The organism is Myxococcus sp. MISCRS1 (assembly GCF_026626605.1).
Lineage (GTDB): Bacteria > Myxococcota > Myxococcia > Myxococcales > Myxococcaceae > Myxococcus > Myxococcus fulvus.
The window spans coordinates 1,732,924-1,755,888 of sequence record NZ_JAPNKB010000001.1; the positions used below are offsets into that span (position 1 = coordinate 1,732,924).

A 22,965-nucleotide genomic window follows, 5' to 3' on the forward strand; every position below is an offset into this window, starting at 1 on the left:
TATCGAAGCGCGCTACGCTGTCGGGACTTCAACCTCCAGCCCGACGAGTGTGTGTCTTCGTGTACGAGCGCTTGCGACTGTCCCTGCTGATGCTGGCGCTGTGGCTCGGCGCCTCGGGCTGCGTCATCGGCCCGCGCTTCACGCGCTGCCCCGGCGAGGGAGGGCGCGGCTGGGTGGAGCTGGACAGCGAGCACTACACGCTGCGCACGGACCTGCCTCCCGAGCAGGCTCGCGAGGCGATGGGAGAGCTGGAGCGCATGCGCATGGTGCTGCTCGCGGGCATGTGGCCGTCCGCGCTCCGACAGCCGATGGCGAAGCTGTCCGTCTACGTGCTCGCGGATTGGAAGGAGTTCAAGGGTCTCTACCCGCGCCGCGTGCAGGCGCTCTACCACCGCTCGGAGACCGAGGCGCTCATCGTCCTGTCCGGCCCACCCTCGGCGTGGGCGCGTCGCTACTCCGCCCTGTCCATGGACGCCTCCTCGCGGCTCAACCACGAGCTGGCGCACTACCTGAGCTCCTACGTCCTGCTGCGCCAGCCCCTGTGGCTCTCCGAGGGGCTCGCCGAGTACCTGGAGACCGCGCAGCTCACGGCGGACGGAAGGAGCGCCGTGCTGGGCGTCCCCAACAAAGATGCCACCTATGTGGCGGCCCGGATGCTGCGCGAATCGGTGGACAGCGCCCAGGGCGGTGGCGTGGTTCCAGGCACCCTCGCCTGGGAGCCGGGGCTGAACTTCGAGGAGCAGGACCGCGAACTCTCCTCCATGTACGCGGGGAGCTGGGCGCTGGTGCACTGGCTCATCCACGAGCGCGCCGAGCGCTTCGCTGAATTCCAGACGCGGCTGTCCCAAGGGATGGCGCCCGACGAGGCCCTCCGCGGGGCACTGCCGGAGCTGGCCCAGGGCACGATGGACCAGACGCTCTGGGAATACCTCCGAGGGCGCCCTCCCCCGCCACGGCAGGTGGTGGTGCCACCCACGGACCTGGCCTTCGTCGAGCGAACCCTGGAGGACGCGGAGGTGCACGCCACGCGCTCGAAGCTGGCCGCGCTGGGGGCGTCGATGGCCCGGCAGGCGGCGCTCGTGAAGAACCGCCAGGTGCTGGCCCGCAAGGAGCTGGACGAGGCCCTGCGCATCGACCCCCAGGGACTCCCGGCCCTGGCGGTGAAGTCCGCCGAGGCCTCGCGCGAGGAGAAGCTCACGCTCGCGAGGACCGCGGTGCGCGCCCACCCCGATGACAGCGGCGCGTGGCTGCTGCTCGGCGCCGCGCTGGAGTCGGACGAGGCCGCCCAGGAGGAGCGCGAGGCCGCCTACAAGAAGGCCCTCTCGCTGGAGCCGCGGAGCATCCCCGCCACGAAGGGGCTGGCGTGGCTGTACGTCACCCAGGGCCGCTCCGCGGAGGCGCTGCCCTTGGCCCAGTGGGCCGTGTCGCTGGCGCCGTGGAGCCCCTCCGCGCTGGACACCCTGGCGCTGGCGCTCGCGGGACAGGGGCGCTGCGAGGAGGCCATCCAGCTGGAGCACCGCGCGCTGGGACACCTGCGCGAGCAGCGCAGCACGGAGCAGGAGCACGTCCTGCGTGAGCGCCTGGCGAAGCTCGCCGACGGTTCCTTGTGCAAGCCCTCGCCGCCGTGACGGCTACAGCTTGCGCAGCCGCACGCGCTTGACCTTGTGGTCCGGCCCCTTGAGCAGGATGAGCCGGGCGCGCGAGCGCGTGGGCGCGATGTTCTGCGCCAGGTTGGGGCCGTTGATGTCGCCCCAGATGTTCTCCGCCATGGCCGTCGCCTGCTCGGGCGTCAGGTCGGAGAAGCGCCGGAAGTAGCTGCGCTCGTCGCGGAAGGCCGTCTGCTGCAGGCGCAGGAAGCGGTCCACGTACCAGCGGCGGATGTCCTGCTCGCTGGCGTCCACGTAGATGGAGAAGTCGAAGAAGTCCGACAGGAAGGTGTGCGGGATGCGCTGCCCGACGACGCCGGACTGCAGGACGTTGAGGCCCTCCAGGATGAGGATGTCGGGCTGGCGGATGACCTTCGCCTCCTCGGGCACCACGTCGTAGACGAGGTGCGAGTACACGGGCGCCGTCACCTCCGCGCGTCCCGCCTTGAGCTCCGCGAGCAGCCGCACCAGCGCGCGCCGGTCATAGCTCTCCGGGAAGCCCTTGCGGTTCATCAGGCCGCGCTCGGTGAGGACGCGGTTGGGGAAGAGGAAGCCGTCCGTGGTGACCAGCTCCACCCGCGGGTGGTCCGGCCAGCGCGCCAAGAGCGCCTGGAGGATGCGGGCGGTGGTGCTCTTGCCCACCGCGACGCTGCCGGCGATGGCGATGATGAACGGCACCTTCTGCGTGGTGCCCCCCAGGAAGGCCTGCTGCTCGGCCCACAGCCGCTGCGCGGCCGCCACCTGGAGGTTGAGCAGCCGGGACAGCGGCAGGTAGACGTCCGAGACCTCCTCCAGGTCCAGGTGCTCTCCCAGCCCTCGCAGCCCGTCCAGGTCCTCCGTCGTGAGCGTCAGCGGCGTGGAGGCGCGCAACGCCCGCCAGGCCTCGCGCTCCAGCTCGACGAACATGGACACCGAGGGCACGGCGGCTGCGGTCATGGAGAGGCTCTTTTCCGGAGGCTGCTGGATACCGCGCCTACCACAGCGCGGCGCTCGGTGCGCGGGCTCAAGTGCCGGAGGCGGGGTCCCACCCGTAGAAACGCTTCAGCTCTTCATACAAGTCGGGGGTCTTCTTGCGCATCCGCTCGGGCCGCTCGAAGAAGTTCTCGCTGGCCACGGCGAAGAACTCCGCCTCGTTGAGGGCGCCGTAGTCATCCAGCACCTGGCGCTCGCGGGGGCGGCCCTGCTGGAGCGCGTGGAAGTGCTCGCTCATCACCGAGGCCCAGGTGCGGTAGTGCGAGTAGCTGCGCAGCCTCGGCGTGCCGTCGAAGGCGCCGTCGGCCCGGTCCAGCACGTGGGCGAACTCGTGGGTGGCGGTGTCGTGGCCGTCGTCGGGGTTCTTCAACCCGCCGAGCACCGCGGCCCAGGACAGGATGACCGAGCCCCAGTGCTTCGCCTCCCCCAGCACCACGCCGGTGCGGTCCGGCAGCAGGAAGGCGTCCGGGTAGATGATGACTTCGCGCAGCCGGTCGTAATACGACAGGTCCAGGTGCACGACGAGCTGCACGGCGGTGGCGGCCACGACGACGCGAATCTCATCGGTGATGGCCAGGCCCCCCGCGCCGATGAACTCCTTCTCCCAGACGAAGACCTTCAGCTTCGCGAGGAAGTCCTCGCGCAGGGCGGGCGACAGCCGGGAGAAGAACGGGACCTGGGCCTCCAGGTGGCCCAGCCACTCGGAGGGGAACGGCCGCCGCAGCAGACGTCGGCGTCGGAGCTGGCGAAACAGACCGGTCATCGGGACACGACCCCGGGGACGTCCCGGAGCTTCCTCGGGGGCAGGCATAGCAAATGTTCCACTGTCGTGCCTTCCCGTCACTCCGCAATCCCGATGGACCGGCGGTGGCGGTAGGGTGCGGCCCGGAGGGCTTGAGGCCGGTAGCCCCGACGCGGTCATGGATGTGCGACGAGTCATGAGCGGACGAGTGGTGAAGTGGTGCGCGATGCTGGGACTCGCCCTGGGGGCGGGGCAGGCGGGCGCGCAGGAGCCGGGACAGGTGGTGGACGAGGTGGTGGTGCGCGGTCCGGAGAAGACGCGCCCGGAGACGGTGCAGGCGTACTCGCGCATCGACGCGGGGGACGAGCTCACCTTCGAGCAGTTGGACAAGGTGGAGCGACGGCTGCTCGCCACCGGTCTGTTCCAGGAGGTGACGGTGCGCACCGAGCCCACGGGCCCGGGCCGCGTCCGCCTCATCCTGGAGGTGGAGGAGAAGGCCTCGTGGGTGGTGGCGCCCACCTTCGCGTTGTCGTCGGACAACGTGGGCGGCGGCGTGCTGTACGCGGAGAACAACCTGTGGGGCCGCAGCAAGAAGTTCGCGACCGCCGCGCAGGTGAGCACCGCGGAGAGCGGCCTGTTCGTCGGCTACCTGGACCAGAACGTCTTCGGGTTGCCGCAGCTGCGCTTCAGCCTGGAGGGCCAGCTCCGAAGCGACCGCATGGACGAGTACCAGCCGGGGGCGGGCCAGGAGGACCCGGAGGTGGTGCGCCGCACGCGCCTCAACTCGGCCTCGCTCGCCGGGGAGTTCGGCGTGATGCTCTTCGAGCGCGTGCGCGCCGCGGTGAAGTACCGGCTGATGAGCATCGACGCGAAGTCGCCGGACGCGAAGGAGGAGGTCACCACGCCCGCGTTCTCCACCGGCCCCGCGCAGCAGGACGCGTCGGTGCGGTTGATGGTGGGAATCGACACGCGGCAGAACCTGCACGCGGTGATGGAGGGCATCAACCTGGAGGCCTCCTACGAGGTGTCCAATCCCGAGGTGGGCAGCGACTTCCGCTACCGGCGCTTCGGGCTGCTGTACCGCCATGGCCTGCGCCTGTTCGAGGAGCACAACGTGGTGCTGCGCGGCGAGGCGGCCGCGGGCGTGGACCTGCCCTTCCACCAGGAGCTGGTGATGGGCGGCAACTCGCTGCGTGGCTTCGTCCACCGGCAGTTCCGCGGCGACACGCGCCTGTCGTTCACCGCCGAGTACCACTTCCCGCTCTTCACCATCCGCCAGCTGTCCTTCCGGGGCGTGGGCTTCTCCGACACGGGGCTGATGGTGTGGAGGGACTTGCCCGCCGACGGTGAGCTGCGGGACGTGAACGGGCGCGTGGTGCGCGGCTACCTGCCCGACAGCAAGAGTGGCCTGAAGGGCTCCACCTTCGCGCAGGGCGTGGGCGCGGGCCTGCGGCTGTACCTGCGCAACATCGTCCTGCCGCTGGTGGGCGTGGACGCGGCCTACGGCGTCAACTCGGGGGAGTTCCGTTTCTACCTGGTGGCGGGCGTCAGTCCGTCCTGAAGCGGACTGTCAGCCGGGTGAGTCCCGCGGCGTCCGGTGCGGCGCGCGGGACGTCCCCCTTCGAGCGGTCAGCGCGACTACGCTCGCGGGAAGCCAGCGGCTCGCCGTCCCTCCTCTTCTCCCCGTGGGTGCTCACCATGTCCCAGGAACGCTTCACGACGAGCCGGGAGGTGTACCACCGCATCCGGTGGGACCCTCGGCTGGAGGCCCGTGAGTTCGTCATCGGCTACGACACCCACGGCGAGCGCCTGGAGGAGATGCCGTTCGAGGCCTTCGTGCCGGACGGCGAAATCCCCTGGCACCGCGTCTGGTACTTCAAGCGCGGGCGCGAGGTGGTGTGGGACCGCAAGGAGCGCATCGACCGGCTGAATCACCTCGTCGAGCCACCCGCCGAGGCTCCCGCCCCCACCCCGCCCCGTCCTCGCGAGGTCCCCGGCTTCGCGCGCCTGCATGTCCATCGCTACGACGCGCGGGCCGGGGATTGGATGAAGTCCCCATCCTCGGCGCCGGGGGACGCGCGCCTGGCGCCGGAGCGACTCACCGTCGCCACCTTCAACGTCCTCTTCGACCTGTACGACCGGGAGAAGCTCGCCACCGAGCACCGCACGCCCGCGGCCCTGGCGCTGCTGCGCGAGACCGACGCGGACGTCATCGTCCTTCAAGAAGTCACCGCGCCCTTCCTGCGGGCCCTGCTCGCGGAGGGCTGGGTGCGCGAGCGCTACCACGTGTCGGACGGTCCCGAGGCGAACACCGTCGTCCCCTACGGGCAGGTGCTCCTGTCGCGCGAGCCCCTCGCCTCGGTGTGGCAGCGGGTCTTCTCGCGCGACAAGCGCCTCATCGTGGGCGAGCTGCGACTGGCGGGCGGCCCGCTGTGGGTGGCCACGCCGCACCTGACGAGCAACCGCGAGGCCACCGGCGCCGCGGCCCGGGCCACCCAGGTCCAGGCGCTGCTGGAGGAGCTCCCGACACTCACGGGCGACGACGACGCGGGCGCGCCCGACGTCGTGCTGGCCGGGGACTTCAACTTCGGCGACGGAGACGCGGAGGTGGAGTCCTTCCGCCGCGCGGGCTTCGTGGATGCATGGCCCACGCTGCGCCCGTCCGAGCAGGGGGAGACGTACAATCCTCGGCTCAACTCGCTGGCCGCCATCACCACCGTGTCCGGACGGCTCCAGCGGCTGGACCGCGTGCTGGTGGCCTCGCCCTCGGGGCGACTCTCGCCGGAGTCCATCGAGCTGTTCGGCGAAGCCCCGCTGAAGGGCGCGCGTGCTCCGTCCGGCGAGCCGCTGTTCGCGTCGGACCACTTCGGCATCCGCTGCGTCCTGCGCCGCGACACCCGCGCGGCCTCCTCCGCGACGGGCGCCGCGGCGGCCCGGCTCGTCCACCACACCGCCGTGGTGCTCATCCCCCCCGAGTCCGTGTGGCCGCCCATCCAGGCGCTGCGCAAGAAGCACGACGCGAAGTTCGAGCGGTGGATGCCCCACGTCACCCTGCTCTACCCCTTCCTCCCCGAGGAGGACTTCGACACGGTGGCGGCGCTGCTCTGCGAGGCCGCGCGGAGCATCGAGCCCTTCCAGGTGACGCTCTCCGACTTCGACCACTTCGACCACCGCGCCAGCGCGACGGCGTGGTTGAGGCCCGAGGACGCGCCCCGAGGTGCCCTGACGCGACTGCACGCGAAGCTCGTCTCCGTGGTGCCCGAGTGCGCGCCCCCGGCCCATGGGTTCCACCCGCATCTGTCCGTGGGGCAGGTGCCCCACTCGGACGACGTGGACGTGGAGCGCACCGTTGCCACGTGGGCACGGGGCTGGCGTCCGCTGAGCTTCGAGGTCCGCGAGGTCTGCATCATCCGCCGCCAGGGCAACACGCCGTTCGAGGTCGTCCGACGCATTCCGCTGGGTGTCGCGCGCGCGGAGGTCACGACAGCGGGCACCGGTGACGACGCGCTGCGCTCCGCGCTCGGGAACGTGGGCGCCGTCGAGAGCGCTCCCGAGACACGGGCGAAGCGCGACGAGGCCGTGGAGCGGCTGCGGGTGCTGTGCGCTCGCGTGGGTGCCTCGCTGCATCCGTATGGCTCCTATCTGCTCGGGACCGATGGCGCGGGCAGTGACGTGGACGCGGTGGCGCTCGGCCCCGCGGGCCAGTCACGGGAGGACTTCGCGCGGGAGCTGTTGGGGGAGCTGGCGAGGTCGGAGCCCGAGAGCCGCGCCGCCTCGCGCTTCGTCGCCGATGCGGCCATCCCGCTGGTGAAGGTGGTGCTGGGCGGCGTGAGCTTCGAGGTGTCCCACGCCAGTCGGCCCGAGGGCGCCGGGTCCCTGGACCCGCTGGAGCTGCTCGCGCGACACGCGGACGCGTTCGACCCCGCGGGCCTGCGCTCGGTGCTGGGGCTCGCGGACATGAAGGGCGTGCTGGAGGCGCTCGGTCCGGACGAGGACACCCACGCGAGGTTCAGGCGCCTGCTGCGTGCCGTGAATGCCTGGGCCCGGGCTCGGGGGCTCTACTCACATGCGCTCGGCTATCTCGGGGGCCTGTCGTGGACGGTGCTCGCGGCCTGGGCCACCACGCGCGCGGCGCCCGAGGCGGTGAAGTCCGACGTGGACCTGCTCGCGCACTTCTTCGACACCTTCGCCACGTGGCCCTGGCCCCAGCCCGTGGCCCTGACGATGGAGACGGCGCGCTACCGGCCGGATGGCAAGCGGGACCTGCTGCCCATCATCGCCCCCGTGGCGCCGCTGAGGAACACCACACGCAACGTGTCGCGCTCCACCTCCCGCATCCTTCGCGAGGAGTGGGCGCGCGCGAGGGAGCTCGTGGCCCAGGCGCGCAGGACGGGGACGCCCGGAGCGTGGTCCCTGTTGTTCGAGCCGCTCGATTCGACCAGCCAACCGTCGACCCGACTGCGGCTGAGCGCCGACGCGAAGACTCCCGAGGGGCGCGAGGTCGCCCAGGGGTGGCTGCTCGGGCACATCACGGCCCTGGCGTACCGGCTGGAGAGTGATCGCCGCCTGACGGTGCGTCCCCTCCAGGCGCCGGGAGCCGGGGGCTCGCTGCTCATCGGGCTGGAGGCCCGGGACCCGAGCGCGCTCGCGTGGAGGCCGGGCACGCCGCTCGTCGAGGCGGTGGAGTCCTTCCGCGCGTCGTTCCTCGAATGGGCCCACCGTCCCGACGGGGCCACCCTCCAGGTGGAGCTGTCACGCGCGAGCGCCTCGGGCCTCCCAGGGGAAACAGACCCGTAAGGACAGACACCCCGCTGCAGCCCTGGCGCGTCCCATGAATGTCCTCCCTGGGTGAGATAGACTTCACCCGAAGTCATTCACACCGAGGGGGGTCGTCGTGTCCCAGAGCCATCGTGTCGCGAAGCTGCCCATCCGCATGCGGGGCTTCGTCCAGCCCGACACCGAGTCTCAGTTCGAGGGCTACGTCGAGGCGGGCACCTACTTCGTGCTGGAGGAGAAGCCGGGCAGCCCGACGCCGGACACCGACTTCGTGCGCCTGGAGGTCCCCACGCTGGGCGCGCTGGACACCTGGGTCTGCACGCGCTGGCGCACGCAGCACTACGTGAGCGTGACGAACCAGGCGCAGCCTCCGCCCGCCGTGCGGCTGCCCTTCGATGACGACCCGCTGGCCATCGCCGAGAGCCAGCTCGTCACGTTGCTCCAGGGCCTGAAGGACTTCCGCTACGACCTGGACCAGGCGTACTACCCCTGGGACCTCCCGGGCATCCGCGTGCCTCGCGCGCCGCCCCTGTTCAACAACTGCTGCACCTTCGTCGAGGCGCTCACGGTGAAGGCCTTCGCGGACGCCCACGGCGCGAACTTCGCGTGGGACTCGCGGCGCCACCGGCAGATGATGATTGCCTCCACGGAGGACTTCTTCTCCCCCGTCACCGCCGCCGTCGAGAGCGGCATGGCCATCCCCGCGCCCTCGGCCGATGCCCACCCGCATCCGTGGACGCTCATCCAGGGCTGGCGCAACCCGTGGCGCTCCGGCCACAGCTTCCTCGTGGTGGACCACCACCCCGCCACCGACAAGGCCCTGGTGCTGGAGTCCAACAGCGCCAACGGCCTCGACGGCGTCGGCTACCGGGGCATCGGCAACCTGAGGGACATCGGCCTCGAGCCGCCCGAGGGCTGGTGGAACCTGCCGGACGTGTGGACGTGGCGGAAGCTCTGCTCCACGTATCTCTTCCGCCAGCAGGCCTGGCTCAAGGTCAAGGACCGCTCCTTGTCCAGGCTGTCCGCCACCTCGCCCTGAACGCGCGGCTCAGAAGCGCCGGCGCCGCAGCTCCAGCATCCAGGCCTCCAGCGCGTCCACGGCGTTGGAGGGCGGCGCCTCGGGCAGCACCGACGCCGCCAGCGCCGCGTCGAGCACCTCGAACGAGCGGGCCACCCGGACGCGCCACGCTTCGCTCAGCGCCTCCGGCAGCTCGCTCTTCTCCCCGCGCCGCTTCTGCTCCACCAGCTCGCGGGCCTCGGGGAAGCCGTGGGCGTCCAAGAGCTCGGTGACGTCCGTCTCCACGACCCCGGTGCGCAGCAGGTGCGTGCCCGTCAGCGTGGTGCGCAGCACGTAGAGCAGCTTCTTGGCGGAGCGAAAGCCGCTCTTCTCCCACTCACGCAGCTGGCCGTGGGCGAAGCCGTTGTAGTGCCGGAACACCCGCCGCGACAGCACCTCGCGCGCCAGCGGCTGGAGCGAGGCGAGGTCCGGAGAGGCCCGCAGGGTGATGGCGCCCAGGATGCGCTCCAGGTAGTTGCCATTGCCCTGCAACAGTCCCTGGAGGACGGATGCGAGCTCATTGGACGAGTAGTCCACCTCCACGCCATCCACCACCTCCAGGCGCTCGGCGTTGAGCTGCCGGGGGCTGAGCCCCAGGAGCATGGCGGTGGGCGCCACGTGGATGGACTTCAGGTCCAGGTCACTGTCGGGCGAGGGGAACCCGTAGGCATGCGCCCCCGTCAGCGACACCACCAGGTGCTCGCGTCGCGCGGACTCCTCGTCGAGCACGCGGTCCGCCACCGTCTTCTCGTGCTCCGTCAGCGTGCCCTTCATTCCGAATCCCTCCACTCCATCCGCGGGGCCTCGGGCGCCTCGCGTCCCCAGGGCCCCGGCGCCTTCGTCACCCAGCGCCGCGCCACCTCATCCCCCACCCGCCGCAGCAGCCGGTCCGCGCGCGCGTAGTCGGGCTGCTCCGGCAGACGGCTCTCCCGCCGCGCCGCCTCCAGCTCCGGCGCCATCGCCTCCGCGTCGCGCAGCACGTCCTCGAGCGGGACCTGCCCCGCCTTGATGTCCAACAGCCGAGCCTTCAGGGCACCCGTCGCCTCGAAGACGGGCTCGCCGTGGCGCAGCCAGCCCGTGGCCGTGGCGATCAACCGCAGCAGGTTGTACGCGTTCTTCGGTCGCAGCTCCCGCGCCGACGGAGGACGCTGTCCCCCTCCACGCGCGTAGGCGGTGAGCGCCGCGAAGTCGTTGGCGGCGAGCAGGCCCTGGTCCGACAGCGAGCGATAGAGCTGCTTGACGTAGGTCTTCGCCGCCAGCAGCGCGTCCTCGGGCGTGGGCGCGCCGCGCGGGGAGATGTCCGCCAGTCGCCGGGCCACTTCGTCCAGGTCCGGCGTGGGGTCCTCGCACAGCCACTCCAGCAGCAGGTCCCGGTGCTCGGCGAGCCGCTGGCTGCGCGTGAGCTTGTCGAGCTGGCTCATGGCGTAGCGACCGAAGCTGCCGAAGATGGACTGCGAGACGAAGGCCTCGCGCTCCGCGAGGAACCACTCGCCCAGCTCATCCAGCGCCCGGGCGCCCGGGACGAACAGCGTCTCCAGCGTGTTCGGGTCCGCGCGCAGGGCCTGCTCCACCGTCTTGCGCGCCTCCCAATAGGTCGTGCTGCCGTCGGCGCTCACCAGGTCCTGCGGCGCCTCCACCAGGCCGAAGCTCCACGAGAGCGGCAGGGCGAACACCCCTCGCACGTCCACGTCCGACTGCGCGTTCGCCAGTCCCCAGGCATGGCTGCCCACGCGCGTCTCCAGCACCACGCACGGCCCCAGCGCGTTCCAGGCGGCCTCGCGCCGCTGGGCGAACTGGACCTGTCCCGGACGCCGGGGCACCAGCTCGTCGCGCGCGAACCACACCTCGCCCACGCCGACGATCTGGATGTCGAGCCCGCCGTCCTTCGCCCGCACCACGCGCCCCACCACGCCCTGGGGGATGCGCCGCCCGCCGGAGGTCATCCGCTCCACGCGCGTCGTCACCTCGGTGCCATGCGGCAGCGGCACCGACAGCCGGTCCACCTCTTCCAGGCCTCGGATGCGCGCGGCGCCCGGGTGGGAGGAGTCCTTGGGAGAGTCACTCATCGTTCACCTCGAAGTGCGCGGCCGCGCGAGGGACGCCCGAGCCCCCGGAGGGCTGACCGGGACCTCAGCGGCGCGCCGTGGGCAGGGCGATGCTCTCACGAAGGCGAGACAGCAGTCCGCGCGTCGTGGACAGCTCCGCCCGGCACCGGTCCAGCCGCTCGCGCAGGGAGTCGACGTCATCGCCCGCGTCCGCGCTCAGCTCCAGCTCCCGACTCAGCGTCTCCAGGGCCGACGCGCCGAACCAGGCCGCGTTGGACTTGAGCGTGTGCGCCGCGCGGCTGAGGTCGTCGAGCAGCCCCTGCCCCAGCGCCGTGTACGCGTCGTCGAGCAGCGCGGGCATGCTCTGCAGCGCGGTGTCGATGAGCTCCGGGAGGATGTTCCCCGCCTGCGAGCCCAGCTCCCGCCACAGCCGGGCCAGCGCCGCGGGCTGCAGGCCGGGGATGCGCGCGGCCTCGGGCACCAGGTCGTCGGAGAGCCCCTGCTCCGCGATGACGACGCGCTCCGGCCGCGTGCGGGTGCCGCCGACGGGCCGCGGCGTCTGGCAGCGCACCAGCGCGGCGGTGAGCGCCTCCACGCGGATGGGCTTGGACAGGAAGTCGTCCATCCCCGCCTCGAAGCACTGCTCCCGGTCGGAGTCCATCGCGTTGGCCGTCATCGCGATGACCCACGGCTGCACCGTGGGCGGCAGCTCCTTGCGGATGCGCCGCGTGGCCTCCAGGCCGTCCATCTCCGGCATCTGCAGGTCCATGAAGACCACGTCGAAGCGCTGGCGCAGGGACCACTCCAGCGCCTCGCGCCCGTTGGACGCCGCCTGCACCTGATAGCCGAGCCGGTCCAGCATCAGGCTGGCCAGCCGCTGGTTGGTGAGGTTGTCCTCCACCAGCAGGATGCGCAAGGGGACGCGGTCTCCGGGCCTGTCACGCGGCGCGGGAGCCCCCGTCGGCGCGGGCTCCACGCGCACCCGGGGCACGTTCTTGGAGAAGCAGGACATCAGCGTGTCGTGGAGCTGCGAGGCCTTCATCGGGCGCGACAGCACCCCGGAGAACAGGCCCGGCGGAGGCGCGGCGCGGCGTCCCGGTGAGGTCAGCAGGAACAGCGGCAGCGCCCGCAGGTCGTCGCGCTCGCGGATCCGCGCCGCCAGCGAGGGACCGTCCAGTCCCGGCATCTGGTGGTCGATGAGCGCCAGGTCGAACCCGGAGCCGCCCGACTGGAGCTTGGAGAGCGCCTCCATGCCGGAGCCCGCCTCCACCGGCTCGGCGCCCCACGCCTGGAGCTGTCGTCCCAGGAGCCGGCGGTTGATGGCGTTGTCGTCGACGATGAGCACGCGCCGGCCGCGCAGCAGCGGCTCGTCCGAGCGCAGGTAGCCCGCCGTCGTCTGCGGCGCGGCCTGCACGGTGAGCGCGAAGAAGAACGTGGTGCCTCGGCCGGGCACGCCCTCGCTCTCCACCCAGATGCGCCCGCCCATCGCCTCCACCAGCCGCTTGGAGATGGCGAGCCCCAGGCCCGTGCCGCCGAAGCGCCGCGCCACCGACACGTCGAGCTGGTTGAACGGCTGGAACAGGCCCTGGCGCTTCTCCTCGGGGATGCCCGGCCCCGTGTCCTGCACGGAGAAGGTGAGCTCCCACGGCGCGTCGGTCGCCTCGGCGCGGCGGACCCCGTCCACGGAGACGACGGCGCCGCCCGACTCGGTGAACTTCAGCGCGTTGCCCACCAGGTTGAGCAGCACCTGGCGCAGGCGTGAGGCGTCCCCCATCACCACCTGGGGCACGTCGGGCGAGATGTCCGCGCCCAGGTCCAAGCCCTTCTCGCTGGCGCGCACCGCGAGCAGGTCCAGCACCGACTCCACGCACTGACGCAGGTCGAACGGGTGGCGGTCCGTCTCGAAGCGGCCGGCTTCGATCTTGGAGAAGTCCAGCACGTCGTTGAGCAGCGTGAGCAGCGCCTCGCTGCTCTGGCGGATGGTGGAGATGAACTCGCGCTGCTCGCCCGTCAGGTGCGTATCCAGCATCAGCCCCGTCATGCCGATGATGGCGTTCATCGGCGTGCGGATTTCGTGGCTCATCGTCGCCAGGAACAGGCTCTTGGCCTGGTTGGCGGACTCGGCCGCCTGGCGCGCGCGCTGGAGGTCGGTGATGTCGTGGTAGATGGCGATGAAGCCCAGCTGCCGGCCGCCCACCGACACCGGCAGCGCCAACAGCTCCACGTCCACCATCGTGTGGTCCTTGCGCAGCCGCCGCGTGACGGAGTGCACGCGCCCGCGCTGGGTGACGTCGCGCTGGGCCTTCTTCGCCTCGGGCAGGACGCTGTCCTCGGTGGCCACCAGGTCGAAGATGTGTTTGCCCAGCGCCTCCTGCGGCGTGTACCCGAAGAGCCGCTCGGCGGCGGGGTTCCACGACAGGACGATGAACTGGCGGGTGATGGTGACGATGGCGACGGGGCTGTTGCGCACCACCGCCTCGAAGAACTCCTTCTGCTGACGGATGGAGGCCTCGACCTCCAGGCTGCCGCGCATGTCCTGGAGCTGGAGCACCCAGCCCAGCGCGTTGCCGGCCGCGTCGAACTGGGCCAGCGTCTGCACGCGCAGGTAGTACGCGGGCCCGGCGCCGCCCGGCCGCTGTCCGGCCAGCTCCGTCTCGTGCGGCGTGTCCGGCGAGCCGCGCGTGTCCGGCGGACGCCACCCCGACAACAGGCGCGTCACCGCCATGCCCACCAGCTCACCGCGCGGGCCGAAGATGCGCTCGGCGGCGCGGTTGACCTGCTGGATGAGCTGGGCAGCGTCGAGCACGAGCACCGCGTCGCGCGCGTGCTCGAAGACGGTGGTATGGGCTCTGGACGCCAGGTCGGACACCACTCCCCCTACCCTCCCGAGTGTAGGTCAGCTCCGCCCCCGCTCCTATTTTCGAGACCACGCGAGCAGGCCAGGGCCCAGGGGCCCGCCCACGACGGGCACGGGCCCCTGCCCAGCGTGCTGGTGGCGCGCGCTTTCAGCGGCTGCGCCACCACGCCTTGAACTCCATCCAGGAGATCCTCCCCGTGCGGTCCGCGTCGACGATGTCGAGGGCGATCTCCAGCTCCTCGTCCGTGACGTCCTGCCCGAGCGCCTCCAGCAGCCGCGCGAACTCGGCGCGCTCGATGGCACCGGTGCGGTTGCGGTCGTAGCGCTGGAAGATGTCGAGCAGTTCGTTGCCGGAGCTGGTGAGCTCGTCCACCGCCGCGTGCTCGGGCGCCAGCGGGAGGATGCCGGCGGAGGACGTCTCCACCTGCTCCACGGAGGCGAGGCTGGGGGCGGGGCGCTCGTCCGGGACGGCGGGGGGCGGCGTCTCGGGCACGTCCCGCGAGACGACCAGGCGCGGTGACAGGGGCGCCGTGGCGGGCGCGGACTTCCTGCCTCCACGGGAGGGCTTCCGGGTCGAGCCCTTCTTCGCGGCGCGCTTCTTCGTGACGGCCTTCTTCGCGGTGCTCTTGCGAGCCACGCTCTTCTTCGCGGTGGCCTTCCGGGCCGTGGGCTTCTTCGTCGCGGCCTTCTTCGTCGTGGAGGCGCGCCGGGATGACTTCTTCGCAGCACTCGACTTGCGCTTCTTCGTCGCCATGGGTGAGCCCCTCCTGGGCGGCGCGCATCGTAGCGCTCTCCTGGTGCGGGTCGGCAGCCCCTGGGTGCAGGTCCCCGGCCGGCGTCTCCCCGGCGGAGCCCACCGGCGGCCCCTCCGCTCGCCCGCACACCGAGTGTCGACTCGTCGGTGCCAGGTCCCTGTCCGGCCCCACGGCCCGGCGCTCGCCTGGACGTCTGGAGGGCGGTGGTCCGGCATCCGGACTTTTCTCCAGGGATTCCAAGGTCTTGGTCAACTTTGACCCAGCCAGGCTGGAGCGCATCGATGGCCTGGAACCCTGGCGGACAAACTGTTAGCAGGCCGGGCGTTGGTTCACCTGATTGCTCCTGGCGTCATGCTGGTAGCAAGAGGGCCCCGCGAGATGTTCACATGCCGCCGCGCGCTGCGAGCAGGGCCGCCCCGCGCGCATTGGAATGCCCCCGCCCGAACCCCATTGGACTTCCGCCTCTGAATGAATGACTCGCTAGAGACCCTCCTCGCCGATGGAATCATCGAGGCCGTTCTCGGCCAACTGAAGACGGGCAAGGAGGCGGAGGTGTGGCTCGTCCAGCACGCCGGGCAGGTGGTGGCGGCCAAGCTGTACAAGGAGCGCCACGAGCGTAACTTCCGCAACAACGTGGGCTACCGGGAGGGGCGTGAGGTGCGCAATTCGCGCACGCGTCGCGCCATGGAGAAGGGCAGCAAGTTCGGGCAGGCCGCCGCGGAGGAGGCCTGGAAGAGCGCGGAGTCGGACTCGCTCTACAAGCTGCACGCGCAGGGCGTCCGGGTGCCCACGCCGGTGTTGTTCTACGAGGGCATCCTCCTGATGGAGGTGGTCATCGACGCGCAGGGACATCCGGCCCCGCGCCTGGTCGAGGCGCCGCCGACCACGCCCGAGGAAGCGCTGGCGATGTACGTGGACCTGCGCGCGCAGGTCATCAGCATGCTGTGCGCGGACCTCATCCACGGAGACCTGTCGCCGTACAACATCCTGATGGGGTACGCGGGGCCGGTCATCATCGACTTCCCGCAGACCATCGCCGCGGCGCGCAACAACCGCGCGGAGTTCTACTTCCGCCGCGACCTGGACAACGTGCGCGAGTTCCTCGCGACGTACGCGCCCGCGCTGTACGGCATGGCGGGGGACACCGGCGAAATCTGGAGCGCCTATGTGCGGCGCGAGCTCACGCCGGACTTCGTGCCCTCGGGAGGCTTCCGTGAGGGGGCTCGCCGTGGGGGCCAGGGCAAGGGCCGTCCGGACGCGCGCTTCGGGGGCGGCCATCCGCGACTGGAGCAGCGCGCGCCGCAGGTCGAGGTCGCGCCCGCTCCGCCCAAGCCGGCGATGACGCCCGAGGAGGCCGCCGAGGCGGAGCTGCTCGAGCTGGAGGCGCTGGTGCTGAGGCAGGGGGGTGGCGAGCGAGGCAAGCCGCCCGCCGCTCCGGCGCAGCGAGGAGGCCGCAGGGGTCCGGGGCGAGGACCGCCGCGCTCGGGCAACAACCGTCCGAACCCGCCCGCGTCGCAGCAGGCGCGTCCGGCGGGTGGTGGTGGTGCTCGGCCGCCGCAGGCGAATGGCGCGCGGCCGCCGCAGGGAGAGCAGCGCAATGGAGGTCCTCGAGGATTCCAGGGCGGCGCGTACAACGGCAACGGCGAGGCAGCGCGCAACGGTGACTCGCGCAACGGCGCGCATCGGCCGCAGGGCGGCGCGGGAGAGTCGCGCGGTGGTGGACCTCGCGGCTTCCAGGGCGACTCAGGTCAAGGCGCTGGAGACTCGCGCGGGGGGCCTCGTGGCTTCCAGGGCGAGCGCCGCAACGGCAATGCGGCGCAAAGCGCTGGGGATTCGCGCGGTGAGCCTCGTGGGTTCCAGGGCGAGCGCCGTAACGGTGATGCCGCGCAGGGCTCGGGCGACTCGCGTGGCGGTCCTCGCGGCTTCCAGGGCGAGCGCCGTAACGGTGATGCCTCGCAGGGCCCGGGCGACTCGCGCGGCGGTCCTCGCGGCTTCCAGGGCGAGCGCCGTAACGGTGATGCCGCGCAGGGCTCGGGCGACTCGCGTGGCGGTCCTCGCGGCTTCCAGGGCGAGCGCCGTAACGGTGATGCCTCGCAGGGCCCGGGCGATTCGCGCGGCGGTCCTCGCGGCTTCCAGGGCGAGCGCCGCAACGGCGATGGGGCGCAAGGCACAGGCGATTCACGTGGGGGCCCTCGCGGCTTCGAGGACGGAGCGGCGCAAGGTGCTGGCGACTCGCGCGGTGGTCCTCGCGGCTTCCAGGGCGAGCGTCGCGACGCGGCGGCACCGGGCTCCGGTGATTCACGTGGCCGTGGACCTCGCGGTGCCCAGGGTGAGCGTCGCAATGGAGGCCCCAGGGACTTCCAGGGTGAAGCTCGCAACGGCCAGGACGCGCACGCGTCCGTCGCCCCTGCGTTCGAGGGCGGGGACACGCGTGGCGCGGAGGCTTCACGCAACGGTGGCCCGCGGGGTCCCGGCGACTTCCGCAATGGAAACCGCCGCGGAGACCCGTCCGAGCCCCGCAACGGCCACGCCAACTCACGGCCCCCGATGAACGGACGCGGCAACCGCGACGAGCGTCAGCCCCTGGTCGAGCACCGGGGACAGGGCAACGAGGTCCAGGCAGGCGCGAGCAACACCTTCGCCGGCAATGACGCGCGGCCTCCCCGTGGCGAGCGTCGCGGAGGTCCCAATCGGCCCTCGCAGCCCGCCGTGGAGACCCGTCCGCCGACCGGCCCGGGGGGCAACACGCTGCGCGAGGCGCGCCAGCAGCGCCCCAACTCGAACCGGGGCAACGCCCCTCGCGGTCCCCGAGGCGGTCCCCAGGTGAGCTACGTCGCGCGCAACAACAACCCGTCCGACTCGGGCCCCACCGAGACCGGCTCCTGAGGCCCCAGGGCCCGGTGGACGCCAGTCGTCACCGGGCCCTTCCCCACTTCGACACGGCGTCACGTCATCCCACGCGGATGACGACCTTGCCGAAGTGGGCCCCGCTCTTCAGGTGATGGAACGCCGCCACCGCCTCGTCGAAGGGGAACACGCGGTCCACCACCGGGCGGACGGAGTGCTGCGAGAACGCACGCAGCAGCGCCTCGAAGCTCTGCCGATGTCCGACGAGGATGCCCTGCACCCGCAGGTTCTGCATCAGGATGGACGTCAACGGCACCGCCCCCGCGACCCCGCTCAGCACGCCGATGACGGACACCGTGCCGCCGGGCCGCACCGCGCGCAGCGACTTCTCGAACGTCCCCGCCCCACCCACCTCCACGACGTGGTCCACGCCCGCGTTGCCCGTGAGCGCACGCGCCGCCTTGTCCCAGTCCGGCGTCGTCACGTAGTTGATGCCGTCGTGCGCCCCCAGTCCTCGCGCGCGCTCCAGCTTGTCGTCGCGGCTCGAGGTGATGAGGACGCGCGCCCCCATCATCCGCGCAATCTGCAGCGCGAAGATGGAGACGCCTCCCGTCCCCTGCAGCAACACCACGTCCCCCGCCTTGAGCGCGCCATGCGTCACCAGCGCGCTCCACGCCGTGAGGGCCGCGCAGGGCAGCGTCGCGGCCTCCTCGTCGGTGAGGTAGTCGGGCGTGGGCACCACCCCGTCCTCGCGCAGCACCATCGTGTCCGCGAGCGCGCCATCCAGCGGCCCACCCAGCGTGGACTGCTGCGCCAGGCGCGTCGGCTCACCGGCGGCCCACGCCTGCGCGAAGAGCCCGATGACCCGCTCTCCGACCTTCACCCGCGTGACACCCGGCCCCACCGCGTCCACCACTCCCGCGCCATCCGAGTTGGGGACCAGCGGTAGCTTCTGCCGCGGGTTGTAGCGCCCCTCCACCATCATCAGGTCGCGGTAGTTCAGGCTCGTCGCCTTCACCCGCACGCGCACCTGGAACGGGCCCGGCGTGGGGTCCGGCCGCTCGCACGACACCAGCTTCTCCAACCCGAATCCGTCCCGAATCTCGTAGGCCTTCATGGGGCCGGTTCTACCGCTCCCGCACGCCCCGGGGGAGGTGCGTCCGTGAGTCCCATGCGAATACACTCCACGTTCAACAGTGCACGCGCTCCTCCTCCTCACCTGCTCGCTCCTCGCCTCCGCGCCGAGTGCCCGCTTCCCACAGGGAACCGCGCGCATGGAGGTGGGCCCCGCGCCACACGGGCTGCCGGACTGGAGCCTCCAGCGCTGCGCCGAGTGTCACGCGCCCGAGGTCGACGCCTGGAGGAACAGCGGCCATGCCTCGGCGCGCACGGATGACGTCTTCCAGGTCGCCATCACCGAGGACCGTCCGGGCTGGTGCGTCCAGTGTCACGCGCCCCTCGCGCGGAACCTGGAGCGCGGCGCGCTGCCCGCGAACAGTCCCCCCGAGGAGCACGGCGTCACCTGCGCGGCCTGTCACGCGCGCATCGACAAGGCCCAGGCCGCCCCGGGCATGCCCTGCGCGGGCTGCCACCAGTTCGGCTTCCCCGTCCTGAACATCGATGGCCAGCGCGTGCGCCTCTCCAAGACGCAGTGGCAACAGGACACCGTGGGCGAGTGGACCGCCTGGCGCAAGGCCACCGGAGACACGCGCCACTGCACCGACTGCCACATGCCCCGGGGTGACCACGGCCTCGGCGGAACCCGGCGCACCGAGGCGCTCAAGGCGGCGCTCGTCGTGGAGCCGCGCGATGGCGAGCTCGTGCTGTCCACGCGCGAGGTGGGCCATGGCTTCCCCTCCGGCGACGTCATGCGCTGGGTGAGCGTGGAGGTCGCCGACAATCCGCTCTTCGAGTCCGCCACCACCGTGGCCACGCTGGGCCGCCGCCTGGAGGTCCGCCCGTGGGCCCCGGAGCCGCTGGCCCACCTGGGCGCCATCGAGGACACCCGACTCGTCCCAGGCCGCCCCCTCCGCGTCCGGATCCCGTCCACGGCCCGCTACGCGCGCGTCGTCTACCACCTGGTGTCCCGCGAGCAGGAAGACTCGGGACTCTACCCCGCGGGCCTCTCACGGCACGTCCTGTGGGCCGCACCCCTTCCGCCACCCCGCCACACCCTGGAGCGCAAGCCATGATCCTCCTGTCGCTCATCCTCGCCGCAGCCCCCCCCGTCCTGCTCGAGCCCGACGCGGGCGGCGCGCACCGGCTGCATCCGCGCCGCGTGACGGCGTCCACGTTCCTGGAGAACGGCTGGAACAAGCACGCGCAGAACTACCTGCCGCTCTACGTCGCGGACGACGACCCGGCCACCGCGTGGGTGGAGGGCGCGAAGGGGCGCGGCGAGGGAGAGGCCCTGGAGTGGTGGGGACCGTCCCTCACGCGCGCCAAGGTGTTCCGCGTCTTCGTGCGCAACGGCTACCAGAAGTCCGAGAAGCTCTACCGCGCCAACGCGCGTCCCCGGAAGGTGAAGCTGGAGCCGCTGGTCCAGGGCGAGACGGGCCCGCAGACGACGGGCGCGCCGGTGGAGGCGGAGCTGCGCGACGTGCTCGGCTGGCAGGAGGTCCGCGTGCCCGTGCCGGAGCGCGTGGGCGGCGTGCGGCTCACGCTCGTGTCCACCTATCCGGGCGCGACGTATGACGACACGTGCCTGAGTGACTTGCGCGTGTACGTGGAGGGTGAGGACCCGTACAAGGCCGAGGCGGAGACGGCGGCCTTCGAGCAGGTGCGCGCCTACGCGTACGAGCGGAAGATGGCCGCCGCGCGCAACGACACGAAGGCGAAGGTGGAGTGGGCGCCGCGCTACAAGGTGGAGACGCTCTTCGAGAAGGACTTCACGGAGAAGGAGATGCTCTCGCGCCCCGGTGGGGTGATGAGCGTCGCCGCCTCCGACTTCCTGGCCACCGTGCCGGAGAAGCCCGCGTACAAGGCCGCGCTCGCTCGCGCCCGGCAGATGGCCGCGGAGTTCGACCGCGTCGACCTGAACCGCGCGGGCACCGACTCCGAGGCCCGTGGAACGTGGACCCGCGTGAAGCCCGCGCAGCTTCGCCCCCAGAAGGCCGCGGCGAGCGCGGCGCTGTCCGCGATGGAGGACCCGGGCCTGGTGCGCGTGGCCGGGCTGCTCCACCTGGCGGACACCACCTTCTTCGAGGCCGACACCACCCAGGCGCAGATGAAGGCGCGAATCCAGAAGGCGCTCGCCCAGGAGGGCCGCGAGCTCGTCGCGTGCGAGAAGCGGTGCGAGAAGGAGCGCCGCGAGGCCCCCGCCGAATCGGACTTCACCTGCGAGGAGGAGTGCTCGGGCGTCTTCTCGGAGCTGTCGGGCTCCAAGAGCGAGCTGCTGGAGCACCGGGCCTCGGGCGGCGAGTTCCTCCAGGGGCCGCTCGACAAGCCCACCGCGTTCCTGCGCGGCACCTCCGAGGCCTCCGGCAATCGCGAGGTGTGGCTCACCTTCCGCCAGACGCTCATCACCTACAAGGACCAGCGGGCCGACTCGGTGGTCGTCTACGGCAACATGCAGGGCTCGGACGACCCGGTCTTCTTCTACGTGCTCGAGTGGAGCGAGAAGGCGGGCAAGTCGCGCCTGGAGAGCATCACCGCCATCGTGGTGAACGCCCAGGCCGCGCGCGTGCTGCGCTACCGCCCCGCCTCCAGCGCCTGAGCGGACAGTCGCGCCACCGCCTGCCGGGGCGTGAGGATGAGGAAGGGCATCCCGTGCCGGTCCGCCATGGACAGCACGCGCTTGTCCTTGCTCACCAGCCACGACGCCCCGGCCCGCGCGGCCAGGACGAGGAACTTCTGGTCGTCGCGGTCCTTGCATCGGGGGAGCTCCAGCGCCGGGTTCCCCTCCCCCGCCGGCAGTACCCGCGCGTGCTCGCGATAGCGCGCCAGCGCCGTGCTCCGCGTGTCCTGGGCCCGGCCCGGCAGGAAGTGGCGCGAGGCGAGCACATAGCCCAGCTCCACCAGCGTCGCGTCCTCGGCCCAGGCCACCAGGCGTCCGTCCCGCAGGGCCTGGTGCAGCTCACGCAGGGCCGGGTCCTCGAACACGTAGAGGTCCAGGACGACATTGGTGTCGAGCACCACGGGCAGCACGGGGGCAACGGGAGTCATTCGGGTTTCCTGCGGGCACGGTATGCTGCCCCCGCATCGCATGAGGGGGTCGGATGGAGCTACAACTTCTGAAGTGTCCGGGCTGCGGCGCGAACCTACCGCCCCCCGCCTCGGCGAACGGCATCCTCACCTGCGCCTACTGCGGCGCGATGGTGTCCGCCAAGGGCGTGGCCGTCTGGCCCAAGCCCGCGCGTCCCGCGGATGACCCGCCCTTCGCTCCGGACCGGCCTCGCGTCACCGTGGCGGGCACGCGCTACGTGCTGCTCGGCCGCCTGGGCCAGGGGGACAGCTGCGACGTGTTCCTCGCGCGGCGCGACGCGCGCATCACGGAGATGGTGGTGCTGAAGGTCGCCCGCGCGCTGTCGGATGGAGACCTGGTCGCGCGGGAGTACGAAATCCTCGAGGAGCTCCAGGGCTCCAGCGCCCAGGGCGCCGAGCACTTCACGCGGCTGCTCCCCCAGCCCGTGGCGCGGGGCAAGGTGAAGGACCCGGTGGGCACCGCGCGCCCGGCGGCCGTGTATCGCTGGATGAGCGGCTTCCAGCACTCGCTGACGGAGCTGCGTCAGGTGTCTCCGGAGGGCATCGACCCGCGCGCGGCGGTGTGGATGTGGAAGCGCGCGCTGGAGGTGCTCGGCTTCGTGCACCGCGCGGGCTACGTCCACGGCGCGGTGCTGCCGCCCCACCTGCTCGTGCACCCCAGGGACCATGGCGTGATGCTGGTGGGCTGGTCCAATGCCACGCGGTACCACTCGACCCTGGCCCTGCCTTCCGCCAGCGTGGCCCACCCGGACTTCTATCCGGAGGCGCTGCTGGACGGCGCGACGCCCTCGCCCGCCACGGACCTGGCCATGCTCGCGCGCTGCCTCGCCTGGGTGCTCGGTGGGACGGCGGCGACGGGCCTGGCGCCATCGAAGGTGCCGGCGCCGCTCGTCGCGCTGCTGCGCGACCAGGCCCGGCTCCAGGGCGGAGCGCGGGTCGATGCGTGGAGCGTGAAGGAAGAGGTGTCACGGGCGGCGCTCGAGGCCTTCGGACCTCCGCGCTTCGTTCCCTTCACCCTGCCCGGGTGGCGTTGAGCGCGGCGGAACGCCGTGGCGTGGAAGGAGA

At 71.8% G+C, this 22,965-nt stretch carries 16 protein-coding genes; 8 read left to right on the top strand and 8 right to left on the bottom strand.

Annotated features, from left to right (window positions below; translation table 11 throughout):
• Nucleotides 1–59: 59 nt before the first annotated feature.
• Nucleotides 60–1,628, top strand: coding sequence for a DUF1570 domain-containing protein (locus OWM54_RS06645; RefSeq protein ID WP_267696937.1), 1,569 nt, complete (start codon nt 60–62; stop codon nt 1,626–1,628).
• Nucleotides 1,629–1,631: 3 nt separating this feature from the next.
• Here the strand turns inward: OWM54_RS06645 and coaA are convergent, their stop codons facing one another.
• Entirely contained in the window at nt 1,632–2,582 is a 951-nt protein-coding gene (coaA, locus tag OWM54_RS06650; RefSeq protein WP_267696938.1) for a type I pantothenate kinase, read from the bottom strand.
• A 67-nt stretch (nt 2,583–2,649) separates the two neighbouring features.
• Nucleotides 2,650–3,381 (bottom strand): M90 family metallopeptidase, encoded by a 732-nt coding sequence (locus OWM54_RS06655; protein WP_267696939.1) that lies wholly within the window; start codon nt 3,379–3,381, stop codon nt 2,650–2,652.
• Between the two features lie 175 nt (nt 3,382–3,556).
• On the opposite strand from OWM54_RS06655, the gene OWM54_RS06660 reads away from it, so the two are divergent.
• From OWM54_RS06660 to OWM54_RS06670, 3 genes are all read left to right on the top strand, one after another.
• Nucleotides 3,557–4,921, top strand: a complete 1,365-nt coding sequence (locus OWM54_RS06660; protein ID WP_223751297.1) for a BamA/TamA family outer membrane protein — start codon at nt 3,557–3,559, stop codon at nt 4,919–4,921.
• 137 nt (nt 4,922–5,058) lie between these two features.
• Nucleotides 5,059–8,157, top strand: a complete 3,099-nt coding sequence (locus tag OWM54_RS06665) for a poly(A) polymerase (RefSeq protein ID WP_267696940.1) — start codon at nt 5,059–5,061, stop codon at nt 8,155–8,157.
• Between the two features lie 97 nt (nt 8,158–8,254).
• Nucleotides 8,255–9,175, top strand: coding sequence for a hypothetical protein (locus OWM54_RS06670; RefSeq protein WP_267696941.1), 921 nt, complete (start codon nt 8,255–8,257; stop codon nt 9,173–9,175).
• Nucleotides 9,176–9,184: 9 nt separating this feature from the next.
• Here OWM54_RS06670 and OWM54_RS06675 read toward each other — a convergent pair whose 3' ends face one another.
• From OWM54_RS06675 to OWM54_RS06690, 4 genes are all read right to left on the bottom strand, one after another.
• The gene (locus OWM54_RS06675; RefSeq protein WP_141332470.1) at nt 9,185–9,967 is read right to left on the bottom strand and encodes a DNA polymerase beta superfamily protein; all 783 of its coding nucleotides are present in this window, start codon (nt 9,965–9,967) and stop codon (nt 9,185–9,187) included.
• Nucleotides 9,964–11,259, bottom strand: coding sequence for a DNA polymerase beta superfamily protein (locus OWM54_RS06680; protein WP_267696943.1), 1,296 nt, complete (start codon nt 11,257–11,259; stop codon nt 9,964–9,966). Before OWM54_RS06680 ends, OWM54_RS06675 begins: the two co-directional genes overlap by 4 nt.
• Before the next feature lie 64 nt (nt 11,260–11,323).
• Nucleotides 11,324–14,107, bottom strand: coding sequence for a response regulator (locus OWM54_RS06685; protein ID WP_420715370.1), 2,784 nt, complete (start codon nt 14,105–14,107; stop codon nt 11,324–11,326).
• Nucleotides 14,108–14,243: 136 nt separating this feature from the next.
• Complete coding sequence (locus OWM54_RS06690) at nt 14,244–14,849, bottom strand: EF-hand domain-containing protein (protein ID WP_267696945.1); 606 nt, start codon at nt 14,847–14,849, stop codon at nt 14,244–14,246.
• Between the two features lie 469 nt (nt 14,850–15,318).
• On the opposite strand from OWM54_RS06690, the gene OWM54_RS06695 reads away from it, so the two are divergent.
• The gene (locus OWM54_RS06695; RefSeq protein WP_267696946.1) at nt 15,319–17,736 is read left to right on the top strand and encodes an RIO1 family regulatory kinase/ATPase; all 2,418 of its coding nucleotides are present in this window, start codon (nt 15,319–15,321) and stop codon (nt 17,734–17,736) included.
• A gap of 64 nt (nt 17,737–17,800) precedes the next feature.
• On the opposite strand, the gene OWM54_RS06700 is transcribed toward OWM54_RS06695, so the two are convergent.
• Nucleotides 17,801–18,814, bottom strand: coding sequence for a zinc-dependent alcohol dehydrogenase family protein (locus tag OWM54_RS06700; RefSeq protein WP_223751289.1), 1,014 nt, complete (start codon nt 18,812–18,814; stop codon nt 17,801–17,803).
• 157 nt (nt 18,815–18,971) lie between these two features.
• Here OWM54_RS06700 and OWM54_RS06705 point away from each other — a divergent pair, with 157 nt between their 5' ends.
• Entirely contained in the window at nt 18,972–19,889 is a 918-nt protein-coding gene (locus tag OWM54_RS06705) for a cytochrome c family protein (protein WP_223751288.1), read from the top strand.
• Entirely contained in the window at nt 19,886–21,412 is a 1,527-nt protein-coding gene (locus tag OWM54_RS06710) for an NADase-type glycan-binding domain-containing protein (RefSeq protein ID WP_267696947.1), read from the top strand. The genes OWM54_RS06705 and OWM54_RS06710 overlap by 4 nt, the downstream gene beginning before the upstream one ends.
• Here the strand turns inward: OWM54_RS06710 and OWM54_RS06715 are convergent.
• Complete coding sequence (locus OWM54_RS06715; protein ID WP_267696948.1) at nt 21,388–21,861, bottom strand: putative toxin-antitoxin system toxin component, PIN family; 474 nt, start codon at nt 21,859–21,861, stop codon at nt 21,388–21,390. The two genes, OWM54_RS06710 and OWM54_RS06715, sit on opposite strands and share 25 nt — an antisense overlap.
• Before the next feature lie 53 nt (nt 21,862–21,914).
• Here OWM54_RS06715 and OWM54_RS06720 point away from each other — a divergent pair, with 53 nt between their 5' ends.
• Nucleotides 21,915–22,934, top strand: a complete 1,020-nt coding sequence (locus OWM54_RS06720; RefSeq protein ID WP_267696949.1) for a hypothetical protein — start codon at nt 21,915–21,917, stop codon at nt 22,932–22,934.
• Nucleotides 22,935–22,965: the final 31 nt, after the last annotated feature.